This window comes from Pseudomonas sp. H11T01 (assembly GCF_048515765.1).
Classification (GTDB): Bacteria; Pseudomonadota; Gammaproteobacteria; order Pseudomonadales; family Pseudomonadaceae; genus Aquipseudomonas.
This window is the reverse complement of record NZ_JBLYED010000019.1, coordinates 83,100-97,489: the sequence shown is the minus strand read 5'-3', so window position 1 is coordinate 97,489 and position 14,390 is coordinate 83,100. Positions and strand designations below refer to the sequence as shown.

Here is a 14,390-nt window from a genome sequence, read left to right as displayed (position 1 = left end):
AGAGGGCCAGCCATAAGCCGTCACCCTTGCGCACATTCTGAGAATCTCGCATGCAAACTTTTTTTATCGCGCCCACCGATTTTGGTGTGGGTCTGACCTCCATCAGCCTCGGGCTGGTGCGTACCCTTGAGCGAGCCGGGCTGAAAGTCGGCTTTTTCAAACCCATTGCCCAGCCGCACCCCGGCGACACCGGACCTGAGCGCTCCACCGAGCTGGTGGCCCGCACCCACGGTTTGAAACCGCCTCAGCCGTTGGGCCTGGCCCACGTCGAGCGGATGCTCGGCGATGGCCAGCTGGATGAGCTGCTGGAAGAAATTATTACTTTGTACCAAGAAGCGGCCATCGGCAAAGACGTGCTGATTGTCGAAGGCATGGTCCCGACCCGTAGCGCCAGTTATGCGGCGCGGGTCAATCTGCATTTGGCCAAAAGCCTCGATGCCGACGTGATTCTGGTCTCGGCACCGGAAAACGAAGTACTGACTGAACTGTCCGGCCGGGTGGAATTGCAGGCGCAATTGTTCGGCGGGCCGAAAGACCCGAAAGTGCTGGGCGTGATCCTCAACAAGGTCAAGACCGACGAAAGCATGGAAGCCTTCGCCTCGCGCCTGAAGGAGCACTCCCCGTTACTGCGCAGTGGTGACTTCCGTCTGCTCGGCTGCATCCCGTTTCAACCGGAACTGAACGCGCCGCGCACCCGCGATGTGGCCGATCTGATGGGCGCTCAGGTACTCAACGCCGGCGACTACGAAACCCGGCGCATGACCAAAATCATCATCTGCGCCCGGACCGTTCGCAACACGGTCGAGTTGCTCAAGCCCGGCGTGCTGGTGGTGACCCCCGGTGATCGCGACGACATCATCCTCGCCGTCAGCCTCGCGGCCATGAACGGCGTGCCGCTGGCCGGCCTGTTGCTAACCAGCGACACCCTGCCCGATCCGCGCATCATGGATCTGTGCCGTGGTGCCTTGCAGGCAGGCCTGCCAGTGTTGTCGGTGAGCACCGGTTCCTACGACACCGCCAATCAGTTGAACGGCTTGAACAAGGAAATCCCGATCGATGACCGCGAGCGCGCGGAAATCATCACCGATTTCGTTGCCAGCCACCTGGATGCGAAATGGCTGCATCAACGCTGCGGCACGCCACGGGAAATGCGCCTGACCCCGGCGGTGTTCCGTTATCAATTGATCCAGCGCGCCCAGGCCGCCAACAAGCGCATTGTTCTACCAGAAGGCAGCGACCCTCTGACCGTGCAGGCCGCGGCCATCTGCCAGGCCCGCGGCATTGCCCGCTGCGTACTGCTGGCCAAGCCCGACGATGTGCAAGCGGTGGCACGCGCCCAAGGCATCGAGTTACCGGAAGGCCTGGAGATTCTCGATCCTGACCTGATTCGCGGACGCTATGTCGAACCGATGGTAGCCCTGCGCAAAACCAAAAGCCTTAACGCGCCGATGGCCGAGCAACAACTGGAAGACACCGTGGTAATCGGCACCATGATGCTGGCGCTGGACGAAGTTGATGGCCTGGTCTCCGGGGTCATTCACTCCACCGCCAACACCATCCGCCCGGCCCTGCAACTGATCAAGACCGCACCGGGCTGCACCCTGGTTTCATCGGTGTTTTTCATGCTGTTCCCGGAGCAGGTGCTGGTCTACGGCGACTGTGTGATGAACCCGCACCCAAGCGCCACCGAACTGGCCGAAATCGCCTTGCAAAGCGCCGATTCGGCGGCGGCATTCGGCATCACCCCGCGGGTGGCGATGATCAGCTACTCCAGCGGTGAATCGGCCAGCGGCGAAGAAGTCGAGAAGGTCCGCGAAGCTACACTCCTCGCCCACGAACAGCAAAATTCGCTGCTGATCGACGGCCCGCTGCAATACGACGCGGCCGCCAACGAAATCGTCGCCCGGCAACTGGCGCCCAACAGCCAGGTCGCAGGCCGTGCCACGGTGTTCGTGTTCCCGGATCTGAACACCGGTAACACCACTCATAAGGCGGTGCAGCGCAGCGCCGATTGCGTCAGCCTCGGACCGATGCTGCAAGGCCTGCGCAAACCGGTGAACGACCTGCCGCGCGGTGCACAAGTTGACGACATTGTTTACACCATCGCCCTGACTGCGATTCAAGCCGCCAACCGACCTATGGATCTTTAAATGCTGGATTTTCTACCTGCACCCATGCGCGGCGTGGTCGCCTCGCTGTTGTTGGCGCTGAACACTATCGTCTGCTGTACCCCGCTATTTATCGTGGCGATCTTCAAACTGCTACTGCCATTCCCGACCGCCCAACGCTTCACCGACTGGCTAATGGGCCACATCCACGAAGCCTGGATCAGCAACAACAAAGCCTGGATGAACCTGTTGCGCCGGACTCGCTGGCACCTCAGCGGCCTTGAAGGCCTGGACTATCAGCACTCGTACCTGATCACCAGCAACCACCAGAGCTGGGTCGACATCATGGTGCTGCAATACGTGCTCAACCGGCGTATCCGTCCGCTGAAGTTCTTCCTCAAGCAGGAGCTGATCTGGCTCCCGGTGATCGGTCTGGCCTGGTGGGCGCTGGGTTTCCCGTTCATGAAGCGTTACTCAAAGGCCTACCTGGCCAAGTACCCGGAGAAGAAAGGCAAAGACCTGGAAACCACCCGCAAGACCTGCGCGAAGTTTCGCAATAATCCTGTCGGGATTTTCAACTTCGTCGAAGGCACGCGCTTCACCAAAGGCAAACACGCGCAGCAAAATTCACCATTCCGCTACCTGCTCAAGCCCAAGGCCGGCGGCATCGCTTTTGTCCTGGATGCCATGGGCGAACAGCTGGAGTCGATCGTCAACGTCACCATCCACTACCCGTCCGGACGGCCGGGTTATTGGGATTTGCTGTGCGGCAAGGTGAACAACGTTGTGGTGCATTTCGAGGAATTACGGATTCCACCGCAATTCATCGGTAAAAACTACGACCAGGATGATAAATACCGCCTGGAGTTTCAGCAGTGGATCAATGTGTTGTGGGAAAACAAGGATGCATTGCTGGCGCAGATGCATCGGGAGTATCCAGCCGAACATAAAACGCACTGACGACGCAGTTCTGAATGTGGGAGCAAGCCCGCTCCCACATTTGAATATCGTCGTTCACTGGTTCGGTGAACACAAAAAAGCCCGCCGTTGATCACTCAACGGCGGGCTTTTTATTTGCAGCTAACGCTTAGATCGCGCCGCGCTTACGCAGCAGCTCCAGCACTTGCTTGACGCTTTCTTCCAGCGACAGCGACTGGGTGTCGACCACAAGGTCGGCGTTCAGCGGCACGTCGTACGGGAAGGAGTCGCCAGGGATGTTGTCCCCGCCCGCTGCGTACAAACCTTGCGGATCACGTTCGGCGCAGACCGTCGGCGAGGCCTGGACGTAGACCGTCAGCAGACGCTCCTTGCCGATCAGGTCCCTGGCCTGCTCACGACCTTCGGCACTCGGCGCAACGAAGGCTGCCAAAGTCAACAGACCTGCTTCGTTGAACTGACGCGCGACATGAGCCGCACGACGCCAGTTCTCGGTACGCCCGGAACGATCACTCGGCAGACCTTTGTTCAGGTCATGACGCAGGTTCTGGCCGTCGAGTACGAACACTGCACGGCCCATGTCGAACAACTTGCGTTCAACCGCATAAGCCAGAGTGCTTTTGCCCGCGCCGGACAAACCGCTGAACAGCACGGTAGCCGGTTGCTGGCCAAAACGCTGTGCGCGTTCTTCAGTCGCAACGTGTGCCAGCTTGCCGTGGTGAGTAACGCTGTCGTGAGCCAAAGGCTGGGCGATGATCATGCCCGCCGCGACAGTGCCATTGGTCAAACGGTCGATGACGATGAACGAACCGGTGGTGCGGTTGCTGTCGTAACCGTCCAGTGCGATAGCAGCATCGAGGCTGATCTTGACCCGACCGATCTCGTTCAGCTGCAACGCGCTGGCAGGACCTTCAGCCAAGGTGTTCACATCGACGCGATGGACGATGCTGGTGATCGAACCCGGCACGTAGGTGGTCGCGCGCTTGATGTCGTATTTCTTGCCCGGCAGCATCGGTTCTTCAGCCATCCACACCAACATGGCGTCGAAGGCGTCGGTCACTTGCGGCACATTGTCGGCATGCACCAGCAAGTCGCCACGGGAGATATCGATCTCGTCTTCAATGGTCAGCGTCACTGCCTGGCCTGGACCTGCGTGTTCCAGCTCACCGTCGAAGGTGACGATGGATTTGACGCGGCTGCTCTTGCCCGACGGCAGCACCACGACTTCATCGCCTTTGTGCACGATGCCGCTGGCCAGAGTACCGGCGAAACCCCGGAAGTTCAGGTTCGGACGGTTGACGTACTGCACCGGGAAACGCAAGTCGGTGTAGTTGCGGTCGTTGGCGATTTCGACGGTTTCGAGAATCTCCATCAGCGACTGACCGGTGTACCAAGGCGAGCGCTCGCTCTTGTTCACCACGTTGTCGCCCTTGAGCGCCGACATCGGAACGAATGCCATGGTGCTCGGCTTGAACGCAATGCCTTCGGCGAATTTCAGGTAATCGGCCTTGATCGACTCGAACACGTTTTCATCGAAACCGTTGAGGTCCATCTTGTTGATGGCGACGACGATGTGCTTGATGCCCAGCAGCGAGGCGATAAAGCTGTGACGACGGGTCTGGGTCTGCACGCCGTAGCGGGCGTCCACCAGAATGATCGCCAGGTCGCAAGTCGATGCGCCGGTGGCCATGTTACGGGTGTACTGCTCATGGCCAGGGGTATCGGCGATGATGAATTTGCGCTTGGCGGTCGAGAAGTAGCGGTAGGCGACATCGATGGTGATGCCCTGCTCGCGCTCGGCCTGCAAGCCGTCAACCAGCAACGCCAGGTCGATATCATCGCCCGTGGTGCCGACTTTCTTCGAATCGCGGGTGATGGCTTCCAGATGATCTTCGTAGATCATCTTGGAGTCGTGCAGCAGGCGCCCGATCAGGGTGCTCTTACCGTCATCGACGTTGCCACAGGTGAGAAAGCGCAGCATTTCCTTGCGTTCGTGCTGGCCCAGATAGGCGAGGATGTCCTCGCTGATCAATTCAGATTGATGCGACATGACAACCCCTTAGAAATAGCCCTGACGTTTCTTTTCTTCCATGGAACCGGCGCCATCGTGATCGATGACCCGGCCCTGGCGTTCGGAAGTTCGCGTCAGGAGCATTTCCTGAATGATGTCGGTAAGGCTGGTGGCCTCGGACTCGACCGCGCCCGTCAACGGGTAGTCGCCAAGTGTGCGGAAGCGGACTTTCTTCTTGACGATGCGCGCCTTGTCTTCATCGCTTAGATGATTGAGCAGACGCTCGTCGTCGATCATGATCCAGGTGCCGTTCATCTCGATGACATCGCGCTCGGCAGCGAAGTACAGCGGCACGATCGGGATGCCTTCAAGGTAGATGTACTGCCAGATGTCCAGCTCGGTCCAGTTCGACAGCGGGAATACCCGGATCGACTCGCCTTTGTTGACGTTGCCGTTGTAGACGTTCCACAACTCGGGGCGCTGGTTTTTCGGGTCCCAGCGGTGCTTGTTGTCACGGAAGGAATACACGCGCTCTTTGGCACGAGACTTCTCTTCGTCGCGACGGGCGCCACCGAACGCAGCGTCGAAGCCGTATTTGTCGAGGGCCTGTTTGAGGCCTTCGGTCTTCATGATGTCGGTGTGCTTGGCACTGCCGTGGGTCAGCGGGTTGATACCCTGCGCAACGCCCTCGGGGTTGACGTGTACCAGCAGGTCCAGGCCGAGCTCTTCGACCATGCGGTCGCGGAACGCGTACATTTCCTTGAACTTCCACTGGGTGTCGACGTGCATCACCGGAAACGGAAGTTTGCCGGGGAAGAATGCCTTACGCGCAAGGTGCAGCATCACGGCGGAATCTTTACCGACGGAGTACAGCATCACCGGGTTATCGAACTCGGCGGCGACCTCGCGGATGATGTGGATGCTTTCGGCCTCCAGCTGTTTCAGATGCGTCAGTTTGTCGACCATGGCTACTCACGAAAACGATCTTATGGACGGCCAGCGGGCCGTGTTCGAGCGAGGCATGCTAGCACAGCATCCTCTTCTATTGAGGGGCCCAAATAGATCGAAACGGTATATGAATATACCCCCGCGTTTGGGTGCCGGGACCGTAGCAGCTGGCGAAGCCTGCGTCCGGCCGCGCAGCGGTCGTAATCCATCCGACTGCGTCAATCTGATACGCCGCGTTCTGCATTCTACGACCGCTTCACGGCCGGACGCAGCCTGGCGGCAGCTGCTACGGGTTTTGCGTCAGTGCACCGGCTGATCTTTAAATCGGATTCGGGCAATCAATAAAGATGTGCTCGAGGGCAAAGCGCCGCGCCAGGTAATCCCCCAGCGCCTGCACACCATAACGCTCGGTGGCGTGGTGACCGGCGGCGATGAAACTGATGTCATTTTCCCGGGCGCTATGGAAGGTTTGCTCCGAGGCTTCACCGCTCAGGTACAGATCGACACCTGCTAACACGGCCTGGTCGATATAGCCCTGGCCGCCACCCGTGCACCAGCCGACACGACGGATCATCTCGCTGCCTTCAATCAGCAGTGGCTCGCGCCCCATCACTTCCTGTACACGACGGGCAAAGTCGCGCGGTGTCATGGGTTCGCTCAATGACCCCACCAGGCCGACTACCTTGAGGTCATTGGAGTCCAGCGGACCTTCGACAGTGATATCCAATTGGCGCGCCAGCTGCACGTTGTTGCCGACTTCGGGATGCAAGTCCAGTGGCAGGTGGTACGCCAGCAGGCTGATGTCGTGCTTGAGCAAGGTTTTCAGCCGACGCTGCTTCATCCCGGTAACGCACGGATTCTCGCCTTTCCAGAAGTAACCGTGATGCACCAGCACCAGATCAGCCTTGGCCTCCACCGCTGCGTCCAGCAACGCCTGGCTGGCGGTGACGCCGCTGACGATGCGCATGACCTGAGGCCGGCCTTCAACCTGCAAGCCGTTGGGGCAGTAATCGGCAATCCGCGAACTGTTGAGATAACGGTCCGCTTCTTCTACCAGTGTGCTCAGGGCAACGGCCATAAAAGACTCCTAAATATCCCGTTCAGACACGCTCGCGCGCCTCTATAATGCGCGACATTATGGGCCGTACGCGGTCCTTCGTAACCTCTCAGGACTTGCTTAATGCTCAAGGCGCTGCGTTTTTTTGGTTGGCCGCTGTTGGCCGGCGTGCTTATTGCGTTGCTGATTATTCAGCGTTACCCACAATGGGTCGGGCTGCCGAGCCTTGACGTCAACATGCAGCAAGCCCCGCAAACCACCACGTTTCAACAGGGACCGGTGTCTTACGCCGATGCCGTGACCATCGCCGCACCTGCGGTGGTCAACCTGTACACCACCAAGGTGATCAACAAACCTGCTCATCCGCTGTTCGAGGATCCGCAGTTCCGGCGCTTTTTTGGGGATAACTCGCCCAAGCAGAAACGCATGGAGTCCAGCCTCGGCTCGGGTGTGATCATGAGCCCAGAAGGCTACCTGCTGACCAACAACCACGTCACCACCGGCGCTGACCAGATCGTAGTGGCGCTCAAGGATGGCCGCGAAACCCTGGCCCGGGTGATCGGCAGCGACCCGGAGACCGATCTTGCGGTCCTGAAAATCGATCTGAAAAATTTACCCTCGATCACCGTCGGCCGCTCCGACAACATCCGCATCGGTGATGTTGCGCTGGCCATCGGCAACCCATTCGGCGTCGGCCAGACCGTCACCATGGGTATCATCAGCGCCACCGGACGTAACCAGCTCGGACTGAACAACTACGAAGATTTCATCCAGACCGACGCCGCGATCAACCCAGGTAACTCGGGCGGTGCACTGGTGGACGCCAATGGCAACCTGACCGGGATCAACACGGCGATTTTCTCCAAGTCCGGCGGCTCCCAGGGCATCGGTTTCGCTATCCCGATCAAACTGGCCATGGAAGTGATGAAGTCGATCATCGAGCATGGCCAGGTGATCCGTGGCTGGCTCGGCATCGAAGTGCAGCCTCTGACGCAGGAACTGGCAGAATCCTTCGGCCTCTCCGGACGTCCAGGCATTGTGGTCGCCGGAGTTTTCCGTGACGGCCCGGCGCAGAAAGCCGGCCTGCAATTGGGTGATGTGATCCTCAGCATTGACGGCGAACCGGCCGGTGACGGGCGCCGCTCAATGAACCAGGTGGCACGGATCAAGCCAACCGACAAGGTCACCCTTCAGGTCATACGCAACGGCAAAGAGCTCAAGTTCACGGCGGAAATCGGTCTGCGTCCACCGCCAGCACCTGTCAAAGAGGAAGAATAAGCCCTGGCGGCTAATGATCGTTATGATCGTTCCCATGCTCTGCGTGGGAATGCAGCCCGTGACGCTCCGCGTCACAACGCAGACGCAGAGCGTCCAGTGAGGCATTCCCACGCGGGAGCGTGGGAACAATCATCAAACAAACAGAATCAACTACAGGTCGCCGAGACCGTCGAGCAATGCCTGATTCTGCTCCGGCGTGCCGATGGTGATGCGCAGGAACTGGGCAATCCGTTCCTGTTTGAAATGGCGCACGATCACTCCCTGCTCCCGCAGTTTGGCTGCCAGACCGGCCGCGTCGTGTTGCGGATGACGGGCGAAGATGAAGTTCGCCGCCGACGGCAGCACTTCAAACCCCTTCGCTTGCAGTTGCTCAACCACATGCTCACGACTGTCGATGACCCGCTTGCAGGTCTTGTCGAAGTACTCACGGTCCTCGAACGCGGCTGCCGCACCGACGATCGCCAGACGATCCAGCGGGTAGGAGTTGAAACTGTTCTTGATTCGCTCCAGCGCCTCGATCAGGTCTGGATGACCGACCGCCAGACCAACCCGCAGCCCCGCCAGGGAGCGCGACTTGGACAACGTCTGAGTCACCAGCAGATTCGGGTAACGATCCACCAGACTGATCGCCGTCTCGCCGCCGAAATCGATATAAGCCTCGTCGACAACCACAACTGAATCCGGGCTTGCCTTGAGGATTTCCTCGACCGCGTCCAGCGCCAACAGGCAACCGGTGGGTGCGTTAGGGTTGGGGAAAATAATCCCGCCGTTAGGCTTGGCATAGTCCGAGACGCGAATCTGGAACTGCTCATCCAGCGCGACCGCTTCGAACGCAATGCCATACAGGCCGCAATACACCGGATAGAAGCTGTAACTGATGTCCGGAAACAATAGCGGTTGACCGTGTTGAAGCAAACCGTGGAAAACATGAGCCAGTACTTCATCGGAGCCGTTGCCGAGGAACACTTGGTTGCTCTGCACGCCGTAGTACTTGGCAACGGCCTGCTTGAGCAGATCGCTGTTCGGATCCGGATACAGACGCAGATTGTCGTTCAGCTCGGTCTGCATCGCCGCCAACGCTTTAGGCGACGGGCCATAAGGGTTTTCGTTGGTGTTGAGCTTGACCAGTTTCGCCAGCTTCGGCTGCTCACCCGGCACGTAAGGCACCAGATCCTTGACGAAGGGACTCCAGAATTTACTCATGCTTTTTCCCCCTGCCCTTCAATAGAGAGCTCGGCAATAATTCGGTATTCCGCGCTGCGGGCGTGGGCGGTCAAGGATTCGCCGCGAGCCAACACTGAAGCGGTCTTGCCCAGTTCGGACGCGCCCTGCTCCGAGCAAAAAATGATCGACGAACGCTTCTGGAAGTCATACACCCCCAGCGGCGATGAGAAACGCGCGGTGCCGGAAGTCGGCAACACGTGGTTGGGACCGGCGCAGTAGTCACCCAAGGCCTCCGAGGTGTGACGGCCCATGAAGATCGCGCCTGCGTGGCGGATCTGCGGCAGCCAGGCCTGCGGATCAGCGACCGACAATTCCAGGTGTTCCGGCGCGATGCGGTTGGCCACTTCAATGGCCTGCTGCATGTCGCGGACTTGAATCAGCGCACCGCGGCCATTGATCGAGGTCTCGATGATCTCGGCGCGGTCCATGGTCGGCAGCAGTTTGGCGATGCTCGCCGCCACCTTGTCGAGGAACTCGGCATCCGGGCTGACCAGAATGGCCTGAGCATCTTCATCGTGCTCGGCCTGAGAAAACAGGTCCATGGCGATCCAGTCCGGATCGGTCTGACCATCGCAGACCACCAGAATCTCGGACGGGCCGGCGATCATGTCGATACCGACCTGACCGAAGACGTGGCGTTTGGCGGTGGCCACATAGATGTTGCCCGGGCCAACGACTTTGTCGACCTTAGGCACGCTTTCGGTGCCGTAAGCCAACGCAGCGACAGCCTGAGCGCCACCGATGGTGAACACCCGATCGACACCGGCAATGCAGGCTGCGGCCAGCACCAACTCGTTGATTTCACCGCGCGGGGTCGGTACGACCATGACCACTTCGGTCACGCCTGCGACCTTGGCCGGAATTGCGTTCATTAATACCGAAGACGGATAGGACGCCTTGCCTCCGGGTACATACAGACCCGCGCGATCAAGCGGCGTGACCTTCTGGCCCAGCACCGTGCCGTCGGCTTCGGTGTAGCTCCAGGAATCCTGTTTCTGTTTTTCGTGGTAGCTGCGCACCCGCGAAGCGGCTTTTTCCAGGGCTTCACGCTGGGGCACGGTGATCCGGGTCAGGGCCAGTTCCAGGCGCTCGCGGGGCAGGATCAGATCCGCCATCGACGCCACTTCAAGGCCGTCGAAACGCTGGGTGAATTCCACCAGCGCCGCATCGCCGCGTTCGCGCACGGCTTTGATGATATCCAGCACCCGCTGATTGACCGAGTCGTCAGACACACTTTCCCAGCTCAGCAGATGATCCAGATGATGCGCGAAATCCGGGTCAGCAGCGTTGAGTCGGCGAATTGCAGTCGGTGCGGTCATAGCGAGAGCCTCATAGGAATGGCGAAAACTCAGGTACCCGAAGCTACCATCCATCCGCTTGGGCACCTGAGAATTCTGGCTATGAGGCGGATAGACGGGCGCGACTTAACGTCGCGCTGGTGAATCAGCCGCGGTGTCGAGACTCCACTGCTTTGCGCAGGGTGTCGATCAACGCCTGGATACGGGCGTGCTGCATTTTCATCGAAGCTTTGTTAACGATCAGCCGGGAGCTGATGTCGGCAATGAAGTCCTGGGGTTCCAGGCCATTGGCGCGCAGCGTGTTACCGGTATCGACGACGTCGATGATCTTGTCCGCCAGACCGATCAGCGGTGCCAGCTCCATCGAGCCGTAGAGCTTGATGATGTCGACCTGACGGCCCTGCTCGGCGTAATAACGCTTGGCGACGTTGACGAACTTGGTCGCCACTCGCAGGCGGCCCTTGGGCTCGACGTCACCAATACGACCGGCGGTCATCAGCTTGCACAGGGCAATTCGCAGGTCCAACGGCTCGTACAGGCCTTGGCCACCGTACTCCATCAACACATCTTTACCGGCCACGCCGAGGTCGGCAGCACCATGCTCGACGTAGGTCGGCACATCGGTGGCGCGCACGATCAGCAGGCGCACATCGGCCTGGGTCGTGGGGATGATCAGCTTGCGGCTCTTGTCCGGATTCTCGGTCGGTACAATGCCTGCTTCAGCCAGAAGCGGCAGGGTGTCGTCGAGGATGCGGCCCTTGGACAGTGCGATGGTCAACATGGGAAACGTAAGTCCTTATCAGGATACTTATGCCCGGTCGCAAACGGCGCCGGACAAACATCGAGCCTGAACATTACGGGCTCGACTTGAAACGAAACCAACTGTCGGGCACATCCTTGTGCCCATGACGCCAAAACTAGCCCGGTACGCGGCGGATCTTCGCGCCGAGCATCTGCAGTTTCTCTTCGATGCACTCGTAACCACGGTCGATGTGGTAGATGCGATCGATCAGCGTGTCGCCTTCGGCGATCAGTGCCGAGATGACCAGGCTGGCCGAAGCCCGCAGGTCGGTGGCCATAACTGGCGCGCCTTTGAGTTTCTCGGTACCGGTAACGATTGCGGTGTTGCCTTCGACCTGGATCTTGGCGCCCATACGGTGCAATTCATACACGTGCATGAAGCGGTTTTCGAAGATGGTCTCGATCACCGCGCCAGTACCTTCGGCAATCGCGTTCAGCGAGATGAACTGCGCCTGCATGTCGGTCGGGAACGCCGGGTACGGAGCAGTACGCACATTGACGGCTTTTGGCCGCTTGCCGTGCATGTTCAGCTCGATCCAGTCTTCACCGCAGGTGATTTCGGCACCTGATTCCCTGAGTTTTTCCAGTACGGCTTCAAGGATGGTCGGATCGGTGTCCTTGACCTTCACACGGCCGCCAGTTACAGCGGCCGCTACCAGGTAGGTACCGGTTTCGATGCGGTCCGGCATCACTTTGTAAGTCGTCGGGTGCAGACGCTCCACGCCATCGATGGTGATGGTGTCGGTGCCGGCACCAGAGATCTTGGCACCCATGGCGATCAGGAAGTTCGCCAGGTCGATGACTTCAGGCTCGCGAGCGGCGTTTGCCAGAACACTGCGGCCCTTGGCCAGAGCGGCTGCCATCATGATGTTTTCGGTACCGGTCACGCTGACGGTATCAAAGAAGAAGTGTGCACCGCGCAGGCCGCCTTCAGGCGCCTTGGCCTTGATGTAGCCGCCTTCGACATCGATGGTCGCGCCCATGGCTTCGAGGCCACGGATGTGCAGGTCGACCGGACGCGAGCCAATGGCGCAACCGCCAGGCAGTGCGACTTCGGCTTCACCGAAACGGGCAACCATCGGGCCCAGCACCAGGATCGAGGCACGCATGGTTTTCACCAGTTCGTACGGGGCGATCAGGGTTTTGATGGTACGTGGATCAATTTCGACGCTGAGTTTTTCGTCGATCACCGGCTCAATGCCCATGCGGCCAAACAGCTCGATCATGGTGGTGATGTCGTGCAGGTGCGGCAGGTTAGCGACCGTTACAGGACCATCGCACAGCAAGGTTGCAGCCAGAATCGGCAGGGCAGAGTTCTTTGCCCCGGAGATGCGAATTTCGCCATCAAGACGAATGCCGCCGGTAATAATCAATTTATCCATAAGAATCTCGACGCCCTTGGGCTCAGGTGCGCTCGGCCCAGGCCGCGCTGCTGAAAAATTTCATAGTGACCGCGTGGATGCTGCCATCAGCGATCCATGGGTTCAAATGGGCATAAATGCTCTGCTGACGCTTGACCGGGCTCAAAGCCACCAGTTCGTCACTAATCACGTTCAGCTGAAAGTTGCAGCCTTCGCCCTCAACTTCTACCTGCACTGATAGAAGAGTCTCGGACAGCTTTCCTTCAAGAAAGCTCTTCACTTCGTTGGCCTGCATGCTCAACCTCAATCGGCGCCCTGTGCGCACGGGTCGGACATCATACAAAAAAGCCCCGCGCCTGCGAACCCCGCTAAGCAGGACTCTGACGGGGGGCCTCTTTATAGATGATAGTTAGGGATGCGCCAACAGCTCGGTCAAACCTGAAACCTGAGCAATTTCACGCATGTCATCGGGCAGCGCACGAATGCTCAGCGCCTTGCCTGCAGCCGCTGCATCACGCATGAAGGCCAACAGCAGCGACAAACCGACGCTACTGGACTTCACAACCGCAGAGCAATCGACCACCAGCGCAGTCGCAGTGCTGGATTTGATCAAAGCCTGGCCCTCTTTGCGCAGCCCAGGGCCGGTGCGGAAATCCAGCACGCCACTGAGCAACAATTCACCGGCTTCGCCCAAAAGGACGGCCGACTCACTCATTGTTGCGACGCCTTATCGCCAGCTTCGGCGGTTTTTTCCTTGGCTTTGGCGACTTCACCGGCCCAACCATTAATGGTCTTGTCCAGGTCGTTGCCATTGCGCTGCATCGCGTCAGCGAACTGATCGCGGAACAGCTTGCCAATGTTGATGCCGTTGATGATCACGTTACGGACTTTCCACTCCCCCTGGATTTTGGTCAGGGTGTAGGAAACCGGATAGATCGAGCCGCTACTGCCTTTGACCTGCATATCAACAGTGGTGCGGTCCTTGCCTTCATCCTTGGCAGGGGAAACGGTAATGCCCTGGTTATTGTATTCGAGCAGGGCATTGCCATAGAACTGCATCAGGCTGCGCTTGAAGTTTTCCTGAAAGCGCGCCATCTGCTCCGGCGTAGCTTTACGCGAGAACTTGACGGTCATGATGCTGCGCGAAATACCGTCGGCATCGACCACCGGGCCGACGATACCGTTCAGGGCATCGTAGAACGCACTTGGGTTTTGCTTGTACTTCGCTTTGTTAGCCGCCAGATCGGCAAGCAACCGGTTGGTGGTGTCCTGTACCAGATCGTGCGCGGAGGGCGCAGCCACGGCGTTAGCCATCAACGGCAGCGCCGCGAGTAATACCAACAGGCCACGTCGCAAGGTAGAGATCAT

13 protein-coding genes are annotated in these 14,390 nt (G+C 59.1%); 3 read left to right on the top strand and 10 right to left on the bottom strand.

Annotated elements, in window-relative coordinates:
* Positions 1 to 50: 50 nt before the first annotated feature.
* A complete protein-coding gene (gene pta, locus ACN1C3_RS23455; RefSeq protein WP_419118128.1) occupies positions 51 to 2,150 on the top strand; it encodes a phosphate acetyltransferase in 2,100 nt (699 codons plus the stop codon).
* The gene (locus tag ACN1C3_RS23450) at positions 2,151 to 3,068 is read left to right on the top strand and encodes an acyltransferase (RefSeq protein ID WP_419118127.1); all 918 of its coding nucleotides are present in this window, start codon (positions 2,151 to 2,153) and stop codon (positions 3,066 to 3,068) included. It begins immediately after the preceding gene.
* 127 nt (positions 3,069 to 3,195) lie between these two features.
* Here the strand turns inward: ACN1C3_RS23450 and cysN are convergent, their stop codons facing one another.
* The 3 genes from cysN to ACN1C3_RS23435 all read right to left on the bottom strand — a co-directional run bounded on the left by cysN (position 3,196) and on the right by ACN1C3_RS23435 (position 7,081).
* Positions 3,196 to 5,094 carry a sulfate adenylyltransferase subunit CysN gene (cysN, locus tag ACN1C3_RS23445; protein WP_419118126.1) on the bottom strand — a complete coding sequence of 633 codons (1,899 nt, stop codon included), beginning with the start codon at positions 5,092 to 5,094 and terminating at the stop codon, positions 3,196 to 3,198.
* Positions 5,095 to 5,103: 9 nt separating this feature from the next.
* Entirely contained in the window at positions 5,104 to 6,021 is a 918-nt protein-coding gene (gene cysD, locus ACN1C3_RS23440) for a sulfate adenylyltransferase subunit CysD (protein ID WP_419118125.1), read from the bottom strand.
* 301 nt (positions 6,022 to 6,322) lie between these two features.
* Positions 6,323 to 7,081 carry a Nif3-like dinuclear metal center hexameric protein gene (locus ACN1C3_RS23435; RefSeq protein ID WP_419118124.1) on the bottom strand — a complete coding sequence of 253 codons (759 nt, stop codon included), beginning with the start codon at positions 7,079 to 7,081 and terminating at the stop codon, positions 6,323 to 6,325.
* Between the two features lie 102 nt (positions 7,082 to 7,183).
* Here ACN1C3_RS23435 and algW point away from each other — a divergent pair, with 102 nt between their 5' ends.
* A complete protein-coding gene (gene algW / locus ACN1C3_RS23430; RefSeq protein WP_419118123.1) occupies positions 7,184 to 8,338 on the top strand; it encodes a Do family serine endopeptidase AlgW in 1,155 nt (384 codons plus the stop codon).
* 150 nt (positions 8,339 to 8,488) lie between these two features.
* Here algW and hisC read toward each other — a convergent pair whose 3' ends face one another.
* The 7 genes from hisC to ACN1C3_RS23395 all read right to left on the bottom strand — a co-directional run bounded on the left by hisC (position 8,489) and on the right by ACN1C3_RS23395 (position 14,390).
* On the bottom strand, positions 8,489 to 9,541 hold the full coding sequence (gene hisC, locus ACN1C3_RS23425; protein ID WP_419118122.1) for a histidinol-phosphate transaminase: 1,053 nt from the start codon (positions 9,539 to 9,541) through the stop codon (positions 8,489 to 8,491).
* Positions 9,538 to 10,881 carry a histidinol dehydrogenase gene (gene hisD, locus ACN1C3_RS23420; RefSeq protein WP_419118121.1) on the bottom strand — a complete coding sequence of 448 codons (1,344 nt, stop codon included), beginning with the start codon at positions 10,879 to 10,881 and terminating at the stop codon, positions 9,538 to 9,540. The genes hisC and hisD overlap by 4 nt, the downstream gene beginning before the upstream one ends.
* Positions 10,882 to 11,005: 124 nt before the next feature.
* Complete coding sequence (gene hisG / locus ACN1C3_RS23415; RefSeq protein ID WP_150805872.1) at positions 11,006 to 11,641, bottom strand: ATP phosphoribosyltransferase; 636 nt, start codon at positions 11,639 to 11,641, stop codon at positions 11,006 to 11,008.
* A 136-nt stretch (positions 11,642 to 11,777) separates the two neighbouring features.
* Positions 11,778 to 13,043, bottom strand: coding sequence for a UDP-N-acetylglucosamine 1-carboxyvinyltransferase (gene murA, locus ACN1C3_RS23410; protein WP_419118120.1), 1,266 nt, complete (start codon positions 13,041 to 13,043; stop codon positions 11,778 to 11,780).
* A 22-nt stretch (positions 13,044 to 13,065) separates the two neighbouring features.
* Positions 13,066 to 13,317: a BolA family protein gene (locus ACN1C3_RS23405; protein WP_095077854.1), complete on the bottom strand. Its 252-nt coding sequence runs from the start codon at positions 13,315 to 13,317 to the stop codon at positions 13,066 to 13,068.
* Between the two features lie 114 nt (positions 13,318 to 13,431).
* On the bottom strand, positions 13,432 to 13,737 hold the full coding sequence (locus tag ACN1C3_RS23400; RefSeq protein ID WP_419118119.1) for an STAS domain-containing protein: 306 nt from the start codon (positions 13,735 to 13,737) through the stop codon (positions 13,432 to 13,434).
* Positions 13,734 to 14,390, bottom strand: a complete 657-nt coding sequence (locus ACN1C3_RS23395; RefSeq protein WP_419118118.1) for an MlaC/ttg2D family ABC transporter substrate-binding protein — start codon at positions 14,388 to 14,390, stop codon at positions 13,734 to 13,736. Before ACN1C3_RS23395 ends, ACN1C3_RS23400 begins: the two co-directional genes overlap by 4 nt.

Bases quoted from the DNA above. Each gene is read 5' to 3' on its own strand.
- pta (WP_419118128.1), top strand. From the start codon at position 51: ATGCAAACTTTTTTTATCGCGCCCACCGATTTTGGTGTGGGTCTGACC.
- ACN1C3_RS23450 (WP_419118127.1), top strand. From the start codon at position 2,151: ATGCTGGATTTTCTACCTGCACCCATGCGCGGCGTGGTCGCCTCGCTG.
- cysN (WP_419118126.1), bottom strand. From the start codon at position 5,094: ATGTCGCATCAATCTGAATTGATCAGCGAGGACATCCTCGCCTATCTG.
- cysD (WP_419118125.1), bottom strand. From the start codon at position 6,021: ATGGTCGACAAACTGACGCATCTGAAACAGCTGGAGGCCGAAAGCATC.
- ACN1C3_RS23435 (WP_419118124.1), bottom strand. From the start codon at position 7,081: ATGGCCGTTGCCCTGAGCACACTGGTAGAAGAAGCGGACCGTTATCTC.
- algW (WP_419118123.1), top strand. From the start codon at position 7,184: ATGCTCAAGGCGCTGCGTTTTTTTGGTTGGCCGCTGTTGGCCGGCGTG.
- hisC (WP_419118122.1), bottom strand. From the start codon at position 9,541: ATGAGTAAATTCTGGAGTCCCTTCGTCAAGGATCTGGTGCCTTACGTG.
- hisD (WP_419118121.1), bottom strand. From the start codon at position 10,881: ATGACCGCACCGACTGCAATTCGCCGACTCAACGCTGCTGACCCGGAT.
- hisG (WP_150805872.1), bottom strand. From the start codon at position 11,641: ATGTTGACCATCGCACTGTCCAAGGGCCGCATCCTCGACGACACCCTG.
- murA (WP_419118120.1), bottom strand. From the start codon at position 13,043: ATGGATAAATTGATTATTACCGGCGGCATTCGTCTTGATGGCGAAATT.
- ACN1C3_RS23405 (WP_095077854.1), bottom strand. From the start codon at position 13,317: ATGCAGGCCAACGAAGTGAAGAGCTTTCTTGAAGGAAAGCTGTCCGAG.
- ACN1C3_RS23400 (WP_419118119.1), bottom strand. From the start codon at position 13,737: ATGAGTGAGTCGGCCGTCCTTTTGGGCGAAGCCGGTGAATTGTTGCTC.
- ACN1C3_RS23395 (WP_419118118.1), bottom strand. From the start codon at position 14,390: ATGATCTCTACCTTGCGACGTGGCCTGTTGGTATTACTCGCGGCGCTG.